This window comes from Pseudomonas sp. Teo4 (assembly GCF_034387475.1).
GTDB lineage: Bacteria > Pseudomonadota > Gammaproteobacteria > Pseudomonadales > Pseudomonadaceae > Aquipseudomonas.
This window is the reverse complement of sequence record NZ_JAXCIL010000001.1, coordinates 2,637,314-2,650,759: the sequence shown is the minus strand read 5'-3', so window position 1 is coordinate 2,650,759 and position 13,446 is coordinate 2,637,314. Positions and strand designations below refer to the sequence as shown.

14 protein-coding genes are annotated in these 13,446 nt (G+C 62.9%); 5 read left to right on the top strand and 9 right to left on the bottom strand.

The annotated features are described in order from the left end of the window. Positions 1 to 34: 34 nt before the first annotated feature. Positions 35 to 976 (top strand): transcriptional regulator FeaR, encoded by a 942-nt coding sequence (gene feaR / locus PspTeo4_RS11880; RefSeq protein ID WP_322363953.1) that lies wholly within the window; start codon positions 35 to 37, stop codon positions 974 to 976. A 70-nt stretch (positions 977 to 1,046) separates the two neighbouring features. Here feaR and PspTeo4_RS11875 read toward each other — a convergent pair whose 3' ends face one another. After that, positions 1,047 to 1,412 carry a cupin domain-containing protein gene (locus tag PspTeo4_RS11875; protein ID WP_322363952.1) on the bottom strand — a complete coding sequence of 122 codons (366 nt, stop codon included), beginning with the start codon at positions 1,410 to 1,412 and terminating at the stop codon, positions 1,047 to 1,049. Between the two features lie 316 nt (positions 1,413 to 1,728). Here PspTeo4_RS11875 and hpaR point away from each other — a divergent pair, with 316 nt between their 5' ends. The 3 genes from hpaR to PspTeo4_RS11860 all read left to right on the top strand — a co-directional run bounded on the left by hpaR (position 1,729) and on the right by PspTeo4_RS11860 (position 4,548). Next, positions 1,729 to 2,151 carry a homoprotocatechuate degradation operon regulator HpaR gene (gene hpaR, locus PspTeo4_RS11870; protein WP_322363950.1) on the top strand — a complete coding sequence of 141 codons (423 nt, stop codon included), beginning with the start codon at positions 1,729 to 1,731 and terminating at the stop codon, positions 2,149 to 2,151. A gap of 207 nt (positions 2,152 to 2,358) precedes the next feature. Beyond that, complete coding sequence (locus PspTeo4_RS11865; RefSeq protein WP_322363949.1) at positions 2,359 to 3,528, top strand: p-hydroxyphenylacetate 3-hydroxylase oxygenase component; 1,170 nt, start codon at positions 2,359 to 2,361, stop codon at positions 3,526 to 3,528. Positions 3,529 to 3,603: 75 nt separating this feature from the next. After that, complete coding sequence (locus tag PspTeo4_RS11860; RefSeq protein ID WP_322363948.1) at positions 3,604 to 4,548, top strand: p-hydroxyphenylacetate 3-hydroxylase reductase component; 945 nt, start codon at positions 3,604 to 3,606, stop codon at positions 4,546 to 4,548. 381 nt (positions 4,549 to 4,929) lie between these two features. On the opposite strand, the gene hpaI is transcribed toward PspTeo4_RS11860, so the two are convergent. The 8 genes from hpaI to PspTeo4_RS11820 all read right to left on the bottom strand — a co-directional run bounded on the left by hpaI (position 4,930) and on the right by PspTeo4_RS11820 (position 12,306). Beyond that, positions 4,930 to 5,733 (bottom strand): 4-hydroxy-2-oxoheptanedioate aldolase, encoded by an 804-nt coding sequence (gene hpaI, locus PspTeo4_RS11855; protein WP_322363947.1) that lies wholly within the window; start codon positions 5,731 to 5,733, stop codon positions 4,930 to 4,932. Positions 5,734 to 5,743: 10 nt separating this feature from the next. Beyond that, the gene (hpaH, locus tag PspTeo4_RS11850) at positions 5,744 to 6,547 is read right to left on the bottom strand and encodes a 2-oxo-hept-4-ene-1,7-dioate hydratase (protein ID WP_322363946.1); all 804 of its coding nucleotides are present in this window, start codon (positions 6,545 to 6,547) and stop codon (positions 5,744 to 5,746) included. A gap of 17 nt (positions 6,548 to 6,564) precedes the next feature. Continuing rightward, on the bottom strand, positions 6,565 to 7,872 hold the full coding sequence (locus PspTeo4_RS11845) for an MFS transporter (protein WP_322363945.1): 1,308 nt from the start codon (positions 7,870 to 7,872) through the stop codon (positions 6,565 to 6,567). 46 nt (positions 7,873 to 7,918) lie between these two features. After that, positions 7,919 to 8,329: a 5-carboxymethyl-2-hydroxymuconate isomerase gene (locus PspTeo4_RS11840; protein ID WP_322363943.1), complete on the bottom strand. Its 411-nt coding sequence runs from the start codon at positions 8,327 to 8,329 to the stop codon at positions 7,919 to 7,921. Positions 8,330 to 8,390: 61 nt separating this feature from the next. Next, a complete protein-coding gene (gene hpaD, locus PspTeo4_RS11835; protein ID WP_322363942.1) occupies positions 8,391 to 9,314 on the bottom strand; it encodes a 3,4-dihydroxyphenylacetate 2,3-dioxygenase in 924 nt (307 codons plus the stop codon). A gap of 90 nt (positions 9,315 to 9,404) precedes the next feature. Next, positions 9,405 to 10,865 carry a 5-carboxymethyl-2-hydroxymuconate semialdehyde dehydrogenase gene (gene hpaE / locus PspTeo4_RS11830; protein WP_322364849.1) on the bottom strand — a complete coding sequence of 487 codons (1,461 nt, stop codon included), beginning with the start codon at positions 10,863 to 10,865 and terminating at the stop codon, positions 9,405 to 9,407. A 5-nt stretch (positions 10,866 to 10,870) separates the two neighbouring features. Next, positions 10,871 to 11,635 carry a fumarylacetoacetate hydrolase family protein gene (locus PspTeo4_RS11825; protein WP_322363941.1) on the bottom strand — a complete coding sequence of 255 codons (765 nt, stop codon included), beginning with the start codon at positions 11,633 to 11,635 and terminating at the stop codon, positions 10,871 to 10,873. An 11-nt stretch (positions 11,636 to 11,646) separates the two neighbouring features. Further along, positions 11,647 to 12,306 carry a fumarylacetoacetate hydrolase family protein gene (locus tag PspTeo4_RS11820; protein WP_322363940.1) on the bottom strand — a complete coding sequence of 220 codons (660 nt, stop codon included), beginning with the start codon at positions 12,304 to 12,306 and terminating at the stop codon, positions 11,647 to 11,649. Between the two features lie 171 nt (positions 12,307 to 12,477). Between PspTeo4_RS11820 and hpaA the strand changes: the two genes are divergently transcribed. Beyond that, complete coding sequence (hpaA, locus tag PspTeo4_RS11815) at positions 12,478 to 13,383, top strand: 4-hydroxyphenylacetate catabolism regulatory protein HpaA (protein ID WP_322363939.1); 906 nt, start codon at positions 12,478 to 12,480, stop codon at positions 13,381 to 13,383. The last annotated feature ends 63 nt before the right edge of the window (positions 13,384 to 13,446 follow it).

Below are 13,446 nucleotides of genomic sequence, written 5' to 3'. Positions count from 1 at the left end.
GCGCATAACAACAAATCCTGCGTCGAGGGCATCCATGCATACTCAACATCCCAACCATCAGGGGCTGGAACGCTGGACCACGGCCATACAGCAAGCCTGCGGCCGTTTCGAGACCGAGCTTGCGTCCAATCACTCCTTGTTCATCGGTGAGATATCCAGCTTCTCCCGTGCGGGGCTGCCATTGGCCAACCTGCGCACCAACGCCGGAACCATCCGCCGCCTGGGTGAAAACCCCATGCTCGATGATGACCAGTATTGCTTTCTGGTCAGCCAGCGCATGGGGTCCGCGAGCATTGCGCAGGCTGGGGTGAGCGTAAGCCTGGCGCCGGGCGAACTGTTGTTGATGGACTCGGTCGGGCGTTGTGAAATCACCCCCAATGGCTTGATCGAGCACGTCTCGCTGGCGCTCTCGCGCGAGCAGGTGCGTAAGCATGTGCAGGGCAATGGCGTGATGTTCGGCAAAATCTCCTCGACCAACGCCTGCGGACGCATGCTCCATGTGCTGATGGACCAACTGTGCAAGGAGAACAACAGCAATGCCGATGGCGCCCAGGGCGATGCCTTGCAGAGCGCATTCGTCGCGCTGCTCGAACCGGGCTTCGAGCGCAGTGGCGAAACACCCTGCAATTTCGGTGGCCTGAGTGGTGCGAACCTGCGCGGTTACGTGCAACAGGTGATCGATGAGTCGTTGTCTCAGCCTGGCCTCACGCCGGCCAACCTGGCGGGGCGGCTGAACATTTCGGTGCGGCACCTGTATCGGCTGTTCGAAGAGGAGGGCGACAGCGTCTGCCGCTACATCCAGCGGGCGCGCCTCAAGCGCAGCGCCGACGACCTGGCCAACCCGTTCTTCAAGCGCGAATCCATTACCTCGATCGCCTACAAGTGGGGGTTCACCGATTCGGCGCATTTCAGCCGCTCGTTCAAGAAGCAGTACGAGCAGTCGCCCAAGGACTTTCGCGCCCAGGCCATGGCCTGAGGAAAAACCTGCACCAACGGAAACGCCGCCGGCGCTTGGGCGCAGGCGGCGTTTTGGTGGCCGGCTCGCCTCAGGCGACGGCCAGGTAGTGCTTTACGAACGACTCGCTCAACACTTCCCACAGCACCGGCGTGCCTTTGGTGACGAACCAGGCATCGCCGGCTTTGTAACGGGTGACCAGGCCGGTGGACTCATCGGTCAGCTGGATTTCGCCAGTGACGATCACGGCCTGCTCGTCGAACGGGTAGACCATGCGGAATTTGCCGCGTGTGGTGCCGAAGTAGGCGCTGTTGACCGGGTCGGTCGGGGCGCCGTGGGTCATCCTGCCGAACGCGTTCACTTCGCCTTCGAGAATTTCCGAGCCCAGGTCGGCTACGGAGCCCCAGGCGTCGAGGTCGGACAGCTGTACGCCTTGTTTGGCGGCGGTGAGGGTCATGGCAGTGCTCCAGTGGAGTAGAGGAAAGGTTCAACGGCGGCCGTTGAAGAAACCGGACAGCTGATGCGCGGTCTTGCCGGCAGGGTTTCGCGGGTGATCATGACGCAGTCTGCAGGGATTGAAGGTGTGAGGGGCCGTTTCTTAGCGCCGCTGGCACAAATGGCTATTGAGCACCTTACGGTCGGTAGATGTCTTGCCCTTGCCTGCCTTTGAGTTTAACCAGGCTGCCAACACCCCAAAATTTGATTAATGTATTAATGACTGTGCGCTGGCATACTTGCCCTATCGTTTTTTGACCTGGATCTTCCCGATACGCATGTCCACACCAAGACCTTCTCTGACGCTCACCCTGTTGCAGGCTCGCGAAGCCACCATGGCGTTCTTCCGGCCAGCATTGAACGCCCATGACCTGACCGAGCAGCAATGGCGGGTGATCCGCATCCTGCGCCAACAGGGCGAACTGGAAAGCCATCAACTGGCGGAACTGGCCTGCATTCTCAAGCCAAGCATGAGTGGTGTGCTCAAGCGACTGGAGCGCGATGGGCTGGTTGCCAGGCGCAAATCGCCGGAGGACCAGCGCCGTGTGTTCATTGACCTCACGGACAAGGGCCAGCAGGCGTTCCAGGCGATGAGTGAAGAAATGGGCCGCAACTACGACAAGATCCTCAGCCAGTTCGGCGAGGACAAGCTCGAGCAACTGATGCAACTGCTCAACGAAATGAAGAAGATCAAGCCCTAGCGCGGGGGCTGCAATGCCTGCTCAGCGCACGAACGACAGCTCATGGAAAGTACAATTTTCCCCCTGTAACGTGCATTTCGCCGAGCAGGCACGCATCACATACTGGACCGGTCATCAAGACTTTCCGGCCGCCATCACGGGTCATGCGCAGGCGTGAGACAAGTGGGGCAGCCGGACGCTGGATATCCAAAAATAAAGAGACCGTCCATGAAAAAGCCAAATCCGCTGCTGGAAGATTTGAAGTCCATCCTGCCGACCATTGCTGCCAACGCCGTTCGCGCCGAGCAGGACCGCAGCGTCCCCGCTGAAAATATCGCCCTGTTGAAAAGCATCGGCATGCACCGTGCTTTCCTGCCCAAACAGTTCGGCGGTATGGAGATTTCCCTTCCTGAATTCGCCCAGTGCATCGCGCTGCTGGCGGGGTCGTGTGCCAGCACTGCCTGGGCGATGAGCCTGCTGTGCACCCACAGCCATCAGATGGCGATGTTCTCGGCCAAACTGCAGGCCGATGTCTGGGGCAATGACCCGGATGCGACGGCCAGCAGCAGCATTGCACCGTTCGGCCGTACCCAAGAGGTCGAAGGGGGCGTCAGTTTCAGCGGTGAGATGGGTTGGAGCTCCGGCTGCGATCACGCCGAGTGGGCGATTCTCGGCTTTCGCCGCAACAACGCCGAAGGCACCCAGGACTACTGCTTCGCGATCCTGCCGCGCAGCGATTATGAAATCCGTGACGACTGGTACGCCGTCGGTATGCGTGGCAGTGGCAGCAAGACCCTGATCGTGCGAGACGCCTTCGTGCCCGAGCATCGCATCCAGAAAGCCAAGGACATGATGGAAGGCAAGTCGGCGGGCTTCGGTCTCTACCCGGACAGCAAGATCTTCTTCGCGCCGTACCGCCCGTACTTCGCCAGTGGCTTCTCCACTGTCAGCCTCGGCGTGGCCGAGCGCATGCTCGAGGTGTTCCGCGAGAAGACCCGCAACCGCGTCCGCGCCTACACCGGTGCCGCGGTCGGTGCCGCCACGCCAGCACTCATGCGCCTGGCCGAGTCCACCCACCAGGTAGCCGCCGCACGGGCGCTGCTGGAAAAAAGCTGGGACGAGATCGCCGAGTACAGCGAACGCCACGAATACCCCTCGCGTGCGACGCTGGCGTTCTGGCGTACCAACCAGGGCTATGCGGTGAAGATGTGCATCCAGGCCGTGGACCGTCTGATGGAAGCGGCAGGCGGCGGCGCCTGGTTCGAGAGCAACGAGATGCAGCGCTTGTTCCGCGACTCGCACATGACCGGTGCCCATGCCTACACCGACTACGATGTTTGCGCGCAAATCCTTGGCCGTGAGCTGATGGGCCTGGAGCCTGACCCAGCGATGGTCTGAGCAGCCGACCGGCTGACTCACCCGACAACCACAACAACAATCAGGGCAGGCCCTTGGCCTGTCCGGGAGTCTTGCATGTCCAACGAAAACCTATCCGCCCCAGGCTTCGATACCCGCGCCTTCCGCCGTGCCCTGGGCAATTTCGCCACTGGCGTCACCGTGGTCACTGCTGCCGGGCCCAGTGGTCGCAAGGTGGGCGTTACCGCCAACAGCTTCAACTCGGTGTCGCTCGACCCCGCTTTGATTCTGTGGAGCATCGACAAACGTTCCACCAGCCATGAGGTGTTCGAGGAAGCCTCCCACTTCGCCGTGAACATCCTGGCGGCCGACCAGATCGACCTGTCGAACAACTTCGCCAGGCCCAAGGAAGATCGCTTTGCCGGCATCGAGTACCAGACGGGCGCGGGCGGTGCGCCGTTGTTCGAGGACTGCTCGGCGCGGTTCCAGTGCGAGAAATTCCAGCAGCTCGATGGTGGCGACCACTGGATTCTGGTCGGTAAGGTAGTGGCCTTCGATGATTTCGGTCGTTCGCCGCTGCTGTATCACCAAGGGGCCTACTCCATGGTGCTGCCTCACACCCGCATGACCCAGCGTGCGGAAGGGCAGCCGCCGAGCAGCCACTTCCAGGGCCGCCTACAACACAACCTGTACTACCTGATGACCCAGGCGCTGCGTGCCTATCAGGCCGACTACCAGCCGCGCCAGTTGTGCACGGGTTTGCGCACCAGCGAAGCGCGCATGCTGATGGTGCTGGAGAGCGATGCGGGGCTGAGCCTCAACGATCTGCAGCGTGAGGTGGCGATGCCGGCCCGAGAGATCGAAGAGGCGGTGGCCAACCTCAAGCGCAAGGGTTTGATTGCCGACGACGAGGGCCGCGTGCGCCTGTCGGTCAAAGGCATCGACGAGACCGAAGCGTTGTGGACCATTGCCAAGGAGCAGCAGGACAAGGTGTTTGGCCAGTTCAGCGATGAGCAACTGGACACCTTCAAGACGGTGTTGAAGACGATTATCGGGATGTGACCACTGGCCTAATCGCCAGCAAGCCGGCTCCTATCAAACAAAGGCTATCTCATTGATTTGGTGAGATATCCGTGGGAGCTGGCGAAGCCTGCGATGGCTGCGTAGCAGCCCCAATATACGACCAGGCAAGGGCTGCGCCCTTGATCGCAGGCTACGCCAGCTCCCACGTAGTTCCCATGAAAGATGAGAGATTACCCAGCCCTTGGGCTGCGTTGTCGCGCAGCAAACATTTGTGGAATCACCGCTACCCAGTGGGAGCTGGCGCAGTCGGGGCGCCAGCTCCCACGGATATCTCACCAAATCAATGAGATAGCCTTTGTTTGATAGGAGCCGGCTTGTCGTGGCGACGAACCGCGGCGATTGGGCCAGTACAGATCTGCTTCAGTAAACCCCGCCACCGCTACTGCTGAACGCTGGCGTATCCTTGAATTTGCCTGCCAGATCCCTTAGCCCGCGCATCAGCACGGTGGTATCGACACCAACGGCCACGAACGCCGCGCCCAGCTCGATGTAACGGCGTGCCAGCTTCTCGTCCGCACTCAAAATGCCTGCGGCCTTGCCCGCCTTGGCGATACGCACGATCGCATCTTCGATCGCCGCTTGCACCTCAGGATGCCCTGGGTTGCCTCGGTGGCCCATTGCCGCGCTCAGGTCCGCCGGGCCGATGAACACGCCATCGACACCCTCGACGGCGACGATCTCATCCAGGTTGGCCAGGCCTTCCTTGTTCTCGATCTGCACCAGCAGGCACATCTGCTCATCGGCCTGGTCGAGGTAGCCAGGAATGCTGTTCCAGCGCGATGCCCGCGCCAGTGCGCTGCCCACGCCGCGCACGCCCTTGGGTGGGTAGTGCACGGCCTTGACCAGCTGGCGCGCCTGTTCGGCGCTTTCCACCATGGGTACCAACAGGGTCTGCGCGCCGATATCCAGCACCTGCTTGATCAACGCGGTATCGCCGATGACCGGGCGGATTACTGGCTGGCTCGGGTACGGCGCAATGGCCTGCAACTGCGCGAGCATGCCGCGCAGGTCGTTCGGGGCGTGTTCGCCGTCGATCAGCAGCCAGTCGAAGCCGGCGTTGGCCGCCAGCTCTGCGCAATAGGCGTCGGCCAGGCCAAGCCACAGGCCAATTTGCGCCTGGCCACTGCGCAGGCGTTGCTTGAAGCTATTGATGGGCATGTCCATGGGCAACTCCTCAAACGAAACGGCAGGCGATCGAACCGAGCATGTCGTAGTCGACATGGAAGGTGTCGCCTGGCTTGGCCGCCACCGGGCGGGTGAAGGAGCCGCCTAGGATGATCTGGCCTGGCTCGAGGGTGACGTCGTACGGGGCCAGTTTGTTGGCCAGCCAGGCGACACCTTTGGCGGGGTGGTTGAGCACCGCGGCGCTGACACCGGACTCCTCGATCATACCGTTGCGGTACAGCACCGCCGGCACCTTGCGCAGGTCGATTTCGGTCGGGCGCACGGCACGGCCGCCCATGACCACACCCGCATTGGCCGCGTTGTCGGAGATGGTGTCGAACACTTTGCGCGTGGCCTGGGTGACCGGGTCGACCTGCTGAATACGTGCGTCGATGATCTCCAAGGCAGGGATGACCCACTCGGTGGCCTCCAGCACGTCGAACACGGTGACGTTGGGGCCTTTCAACGGCTTGCCAAGGATGAACGCGAGTTCGACCTCGACACGCGGCACGATGAAGCGCTCGAAGGGGATGTCGGTGCCCTCGTCGAACAGCATATCGTCCAGCAGGGCGCCGTAGTCGGGTTCGGTGATGTTCGACGACACCTGCATGGCGCGGGACGTCAGGCCGATCTTGTGGCCGACCAGCTTGCGGCCGGAGGCGATTTTCTTCGCGACCCAGGCACGCTGGATGGCGTAGGCGTCGTCAATGGTGATCGACGGGTGGTCCAGTGAAAACTGGCGCACCTGCTCGCGGGAGCGCTCGGCCTGGTCGAGGCGTTCGGCCGCTTGCTGGATGAAAGCGTTATCAAGCATGGGGATGATCTCGAAGTTCATGGGTTGACGATGGCGGCCTGGGTGCGCAGCACCAGCAAGCCGCCGAGGGTGATGAAGACCGCCAGCACGAACAGTGCGAGGCTGGCGCTTTGCGTGGTGTCGCGCACCCAGCCGATGAAGTACGGCGCGGCGAATGAAGCAATGCTGCCCAGCGAGCTGATCAGGGCGATGCCGGCCGCCTGGGTGCGGTCATTGAGAAAGGCCGGTGGCAGTTGCCAGAACATCGGCAAGGCTGCGCTGGCGCCCATTCCGGCCAGCACCAGGCCGGCCAGTACCGGCAGTGGTTGCTGCGGCGCAAGGCCGGTGATCGCGATACCGGCGGCCGCCATCAGCAGGGGAACACTGAGGTGCCAGCGGCGTTCGCGATGGCGGTCGGACGAGCGCCCGCAGGCCAGCATGAACACGCAGCCGGCCAGGTAGGGCAGGGCACTGAGCAGACCGACACTGGCATCGCTGCCGATGCCAGCGGCGTGAATCAGGCTGGGCATCCAGAACGCCAAAGTGTTCACTGCCAGCATGACCGCGCAGTACACCGTCACCAGCAACCACACGGCAGGGCTGGTGAGAATGGCGGAAAAGGACGTCACCGACTTGCGCTGTTCCTCCTGCCCGAACTGGGCGCGCAGGGCCGCCTTCTGGGGTTCATCGAGCCAGTGCACACGCTCGAAGTGTTCCGGCAGGCTGGCCAGCACCAACAGGCCAAGCAGCATCACTGGTGCGCCTTCGAGCAGGAACATCCATTGCCAGCCCCGCAGCCCCGCCGCGTCGTGCATGAAGGTCAGGATGGCGCCGGACACGGGGCCGCCAATCACCCCGGCCAGCGGCACGGCGATGGCGAACAATGCGGTGATCTGGGCACGGCGGCCAGCCGGATACCAACGGTTGAGGTAGACCAGAATGCCCGGGAAGAAACCGGCTTCGGCAGCGCCCAGCAGAAAGCGCAGCAGATAGAACGCGCTGCTGCTCTCCACCAGCAGCATGCTGGTCGACAGTGCGCCCCACACCACCATCAGGGTCGCGATCCAGCGCCGTGGCCCCAGGCGGTCGAGCATCAGGTTGCTCGGCACGCCGAACAGGGCATAGGCAATGAAGAACAGCCCGGCACCCAATCCGTACACCGTGTCGGACAGGTGCAGGTCCTGGCTCATCTGCATCTTGGCGAAGCCGATGTTGATGCGGTCCAGGTGGGCGAACAGGTAGCACACCAGCAACAGCGGCATCAGCCGCCAGGTGACGGTGCGGTGGGTGCTGTCGATCAGCTCGGCGTGCGCCGGGTTTTGCGAGGCATGCTCTAGAGTGCTCATATTCTTGTACTTGTTGTGGAATGAGGCGAACGGGCCGTTGCCGGCGTCAGGCCGGCCGGTTGAACAGCGGGTGCAAGCTGCTGTGCTTGGCGTCGTAGACCTGCGCCTGGCTTTCGTCGATCTGCACGGTGATACCGATCGGGCGTTGCTGCAGCAGCGCGTCCAGGTGGCGTTTCAGCACCTGCAGAAGACTGTCGCCGACGGCTTTGTGCACCTGTTCGGAGCGGCCGCTGCCCATGCGCAGGTTGGCGTACAGGAAACCGTACGGGCCTTTGCCGTCGGCCACCGCGCAATGCGCCGCCGGGTAGGCCAGCACGCGGGTGCCACCGGTGGGAAAGACCGCTTTGCCGGCCTGATCGCGCTGTTCGAGCATGGTGTCGGCCAGGGCGCGACACAGGCTTGGAATATCAGCGTCGGTTTCCAGGTCGGGTGTGTAGAGCAGAACCAGGTGGGGCATCTGGCGCATCCTCGGGTAAGGGGTCTGATCGCCCGCACGGTGCGACCAGACGCAAGGGAAGTCACAGGCGGCTGGTGGAAGCGACCGCTGCCGGGTTGGCTGCCTGAGCCGGGGGAATGGCGCTGCCATCCTGCGGGGTGACCGGGAAGATCGCATTGATCTGGCCGGTGCCCGACGAGCCGAAGTAAGGCGTCACCACCTCGGCCTTGCCGTCGTAGTTCGACCAGCCCAGCGCACCGAGCAGCATGGCGGTGTCGTGCATGAAACCCTCGCCGTGGCCTTTGGCGGCGTACTCCGGAAGCATCCCGCAGAAGGCTTCCCACTCGGCGTTTTCCCACATCGCCACCACACGGTTGTCCAGCGTTTCCAGGAACGGGCTCCAGACCTTGGTGGCGAACTCAGGTGCCTGCCCGTTCTGGGCAAAACGGTGTGACAGCGAGCCGCTGGCCAGGAACGCCACGGTGCCGTCGTAATGGTCCTCGATAGCCTTGCGCATGGCCCAGCCGAGGCGGGCGCTGTCGGCCAGGTAATGGGAGGTGCACAGCGCCGAGACCGAGACCACCTTGAAGTGCTGGTCCTGGTTCATGTAGCGCATCGGCACCAGGGTGCCGTACTCAGGGCCGAGGGTGGTGGCGTGGTGCGCCATGGTCTCGACATTGAAGCGGTTGCATTCCTCTGCCAGCAGCAGGCCAAGCTCGGTGTTGCCGGGGAAGGCGTATGGCATGTTGCTGATGAAATGCGGCAGCTCGTTACTGGTGTAGACGCCCTCGAAGTGGGGGGCGCACAACACGTGGTAATTGGCGTTGACCAGCCAGTGGGTGTCGAACACCACGATGGTGTCCACGCCCAGCTCACGGCAACGGCGGCTGATTTCGTAGTGGCCGTCGATGGCCGCCTGGCGAAAGCCTTGGCGCGGTCCGGGCAGTTCGGACAGGTACATGGAGGGAACATGAGTGATCTTGGCTGCAAGTGCCAGCTTGCCCATGATGAAGCTCCTTATTGTTGTGAGGCCATCGGGCCGGTGCCCAGGCTATCCGTCAGAGAGGCCTGGGGCGCCGACCCGCTGAACGAAGGTTTACACCCCCCAGCGAGGGATGTGGTGGCTGCCCATCGAGATACAGACGTTCTTGATCTCGGCGAACACTTCGAAGCTGTACTGCCCGCCTTCGCGGCCGGTGCCCGAGCCTTTCACGCCACCGAACGGTTGACGCAGGTCGCGCACGTTCTGACTGTTGATGAATACCATGCCCGCTTCGATACCGCGCGCCAGGCGATGAGCCTTGCCGATGTCCTGGGTCCAGATGTACGAGGCCAGGCCGTACTCGGTATCGTTGGCCAGGCGCAGCGCTTCGGCTTCGTCCTTGAACGGAATCAGGCAGACCACCGGGCCGAAGATTTCTTCCTGGGCGATGCGCATGCTGTTGTTCACATCGGCGAACACGGTCGGCTGGATGAACTGGCCTTTGGACAAATGCGCCGGCAGGTTGGCCGGGCGTTCCAGGCCGCCCGCCACCAGGCGTGCGCCTTCCTCGATGCCGATGCGGATGTAGCCGGTGACCTTGTCGTAGTGCTGCTGGGTGATCATCGAGCCGACCTGGGTTTTCGGGTCGGTCGGGTCACCGACGATCAGGCGTTTGGCGCGGGCGGCGAATTCGGCGACGAACTGCGGGTACACGCTTTCCTGGATGAAGATGCGGCTGCCGGCGGTGCAGCGCTCGCCGTTGAGCGAGAAGATGGTGAACAGCGCCGCATCCAGGGCGCGCTCCAGGTCGGCGTCTTCGAAGATCAGCACCGGCGACTTGCCGCCCAGCTCCATGGAGTACTTTTTCAGGCCCGCGGTCTGCATGATTTTCTTGCCGGTGGCGGTGCCGCCGGTAAAGGAGATCGCACGCACATCCGGGTGACGAACCAGTGCGTCGCCGGCGGTGGCGCCGTAGCCCTGGATCACGTTGAGCACGCCGTTGGGAATGCCGGCCTCAACGGCCAGGCGGCCCAGCTCGTTGGCGGTCAATGGCGACAGTTCGCTCATCTTCAGCACCGCGGTGTTGCCCAGGGCCAGGCACGGAGCGGTCTTCCAGGTAGCGGTCATGAACGGGACGTTCCACGGCGACACCAGGCCACACACACCCACCGGCTGGTACAGGGTGTAGTTGAGCATCTGGTCGTCGACCGGGTAGGTGTGGCCGTCCATGCGCGTGCAGACTTCGGCGAAGAACTCGAAGTTGTGCGAAGCACGCGGGATCAGCACGTTGCGGGTCTGGTGGATCGGCAGGCCGGTGTCGAGGGTTTCCAGCTCGGCCAGCTTTGGCACGTTCTGGTCGATCAGCTCACCCAGCTTGCGCATCAGGCGGGCACGTTCCTTGGCCGGGGTGTTGGCCCATTTCGGGAAGGCTTCCTTGGCCGCGGCAACGGCCTGGGCCACTTCCTCGGCACCGCCGCTGGCGACTTCGCCAATGGCGTCGCCGGTGGCCGGGTTGTAGTTGACGAAGGTGTCTTTGCTTTCGACCTCACGGCCGTTGATCCAGTGCTTGATCATCTCGCTCACGCCTTGTTGTTCTTGAAGAAGTCAGCTTCGCTGACGATACGGTTGACCAGGCGACCGACGCCTTCCACTTCCACCACCACTTCATCGCCCGGCACCACATCGGCCAGGCCCTCAGGCGTGCCGGTGGCGATCATGTCGCCCGGCTGCAGGGTCATGAAGCTGGAGAAGTATTCGATGAGGAACGGGATGTCGAAGATCATGTCCGCGGTGGTGCCTTCCTGCTTCAGCTCACCGTTGATCCAGGTGCGCAGCTTCAGGTTGGACGGGTCGGGGACCTCGGCGGCATCGACGATCCACGGGCCGACCGGGGTGGTGGCGTCGCGGTTCTTCACCCGCAGGTTGGGGCGGTAGTAGTTTTCCAGGTAGTCGCGGATGGCGTAGTCGTTGCACACGGTGTAGCCGGCCAGGTATTGCAGCGCGTCTTCGCGCTTGACGTTGCGCGCGGGCTTGCCGATCACCGCCACCAGTTCGCACTCGTAGTGCATGTACTTGACGTTGTCCGGGCGCCAGGTGACCTGCTTGTGGCCGGTGTAGGTGCCGGGCGACTTGATGAACGCCAGGGGTTCGGTGGGCGGCGTGAAGGCCAGCTCGGCGGCGTGGTCGGCGTAGTTCAGGCCCAGGGCGAACATGCTGCCGGTGGCCGGTGGCAGCCAGGTCACCTGGTCTTCATGGACCAGGCGGCCGTCGGCCAGGCGCAGGTGGTCGTCTTCGACGGTAACCTGATGAGTCTGGCCGTCGAACTGGATACGGGCGTGTTTCACAGTAGCGTTCCTCATTCGGCGACGATGTGGTTGGTCAGCTTGCCCAGGCCGTCGATCTCGATGTCGACGCGATCACCTGGCTTTACATCGACACGGCCTTCGGGGGTGCCGGTAATCAGGATGTCGCCGGCGTGTAGGGTCATGAATTCGCTGATTTCGGCGATCAGCCGGGCGACCGAGCGCACGCAGTTGGCGGTGTTGTTCTGCTGGCGCAACTCACCGTTTACCCACAGCCGCAGGCCCAGTGCGTCCGGGTTGGCGACTTGGGCGGCCGGCACCAGTGCGGGGCCGACCGGGCAGAAGCCATCGCGGCACTTGGCCTTGACGGCGGGGCGGTAGTAGCTGTCCTCGGGCAGGCTGACCTCGTTGACGATGGTGTAGCCGGCCACGTAGTCCAGCGCGTTTTCCTCGCTGACCCGGCTGGCATCCTTGCCGATGACCACGCCCAGGGCCGGGCCGGGCTGCAGGCGCTCGACACCGCCCGGGAACACCACGTTGCCCTCATGAACGTTGCGGGTGTTGGGGGTCTTGACGAACAGCACCGGCTTGACGGGTGGTTGCTTGTAGGGCGCTTCGTGGAACGCCGCCAGGTGCTGTTGCAGCAGACCCTGATAGTTCAGCGCAACGCCGAACAGGGTGCCGGTCGCAACGTCATGCAGGGCATGGCTCATGCTTTTCTCCAGGCAGTGCAGGGCGGAGGTCGTCCGCCTAGATTGTTAATGTGTTAACGTTATAATTAATATGTTAACGAAGGTCAATACTTCACCTGGTGGCATCCGGCGCGCAGCCGGTGCACCATGTGTCGTGGTCAACACGGTCAAGCGATTTGCGGGTAAGCAGTCATGAGCAATCGGCATCCCATCCCGAACATCAACATCGGTCAGGTCTACGACCAGCGCTACAGCGACAGCGAGGTGCACTACGACCGCCTCGGCAACCTGGCCGGGTTCTTCGGGCGCAACATGCCCGTGCATCGGCACGACCGTTTTTTTCAGGTGCACTACGTCAAGTCGGGCACGGTGCGGGTGTATCTGGACGACCAGCAGTACATCGAGTCCGGGCCGGTGTTCTTCCTCACGCCACCCACGGTCACGCACTCCTTCGTCACCGAGCCCGACAGCGACGGGCATGTGCTGACGGTGCGTCAGCAACTGGTCTGGCAACTGATCGAAGCGGATGCCAGCCTGCTTCCGGCGGGTGTGCAGGTGCGGCCAGCCTGTGTGGCGCTGGCCAATGTGCCGGCTGAATACAAGGCCGAAGCAGGGCGCCTGGAGCGTTGGCTGGAAGCGCTCAGCGAAGAGTTCGCCACGCCGCACCCGGGGCGCGAGGCGGCGCTGCAGTCGCTGACCCGGTTGATCATGATCAGCTTGTTGCGCTTGTGCCCCAACTCGCTGGAGTCCACCCCGGCGCGGCACGAAGACTTGAAGATTTTCCACCGCTTCAATGCGTTGATCGAAGCGCACTACCTTGAGCACTGGCCGCTGGCCCGCTACGCGCAGCAGATTGGCGTGACCGAGGCGCGGCTCAACGATGTCTGCCGGCGAATCGCCGACTTGCCTTCCAAGCGCCTGGTGCTTGAGCGGTTGATGCAGGAGGCCAAGCGCTTGCTGTTGTTTTCCGGCGGTACGGCGAACGAGATCTCCTACCAGCTCGGTTTCAAGGACCCGGCCTATTTCAGCCGTTTTTTCAACCGTTATGCCAAGCTCACGCCTGGTGAGTATCGGCAGCGGCAGGTGGAGTTGCAGTGAAGTGGCCACGTCGAGTCGCCCGGAGTTCGTTGTACTTGTTTGATCCGGATGGTCGCAGCTTGG

Excerpts from the sequence above, each read along its gene's own strand:
- PspTeo4_RS11845 (WP_322363945.1), bottom strand. The coding sequence starts at position 7,872 with ATGAGCACTCTAGAGCATGCCTCGCAAAACCCGGCGCACGCCGAGCTG.
- PspTeo4_RS11875 (WP_322363952.1), bottom strand. The coding sequence starts at position 1,412 with ATGACCCTCACCGCCGCCAAACAAGGCGTACAGCTGTCCGACCTCGAC.
- hpaR (WP_322363950.1), top strand. The coding sequence starts at position 1,729 with ATGTCCACACCAAGACCTTCTCTGACGCTCACCCTGTTGCAGGCTCGC.
- hpaI (WP_322363947.1), bottom strand. The coding sequence starts at position 5,733 with ATGGACATGCCCATCAATAGCTTCAAGCAACGCCTGCGCAGTGGCCAG.
- PspTeo4_RS11865 (WP_322363949.1), top strand. The coding sequence starts at position 2,359 with ATGAAAAAGCCAAATCCGCTGCTGGAAGATTTGAAGTCCATCCTGCCG.
- feaR (WP_322363953.1), top strand. The coding sequence starts at position 35 with ATGCATACTCAACATCCCAACCATCAGGGGCTGGAACGCTGGACCACG.
- hpaD (WP_322363942.1), bottom strand. The coding sequence starts at position 9,314 with ATGGGCAAGCTGGCACTTGCAGCCAAGATCACTCATGTTCCCTCCATG.
- hpaA (WP_322363939.1), top strand. The coding sequence starts at position 12,478 with ATGAGCAATCGGCATCCCATCCCGAACATCAACATCGGTCAGGTCTAC.
- PspTeo4_RS11840 (WP_322363943.1), bottom strand. The coding sequence starts at position 8,329 with ATGCCCCACCTGGTTCTGCTCTACACACCCGACCTGGAAACCGACGCT.
- PspTeo4_RS11820 (WP_322363940.1), bottom strand. The coding sequence starts at position 12,306 with ATGAGCCATGCCCTGCATGACGTTGCGACCGGCACCCTGTTCGGCGTT.
- hpaH (WP_322363946.1), bottom strand. The coding sequence starts at position 6,547 with ATGCTTGATAACGCTTTCATCCAGCAAGCGGCCGAACGCCTCGACCAG.
- PspTeo4_RS11860 (WP_322363948.1), top strand. The coding sequence starts at position 3,604 with ATGTCCAACGAAAACCTATCCGCCCCAGGCTTCGATACCCGCGCCTTC.
- hpaE (WP_322364849.1), bottom strand. The coding sequence starts at position 10,865 with ATGATCAAGCACTGGATCAACGGCCGTGAGGTCGAAAGCAAAGACACC.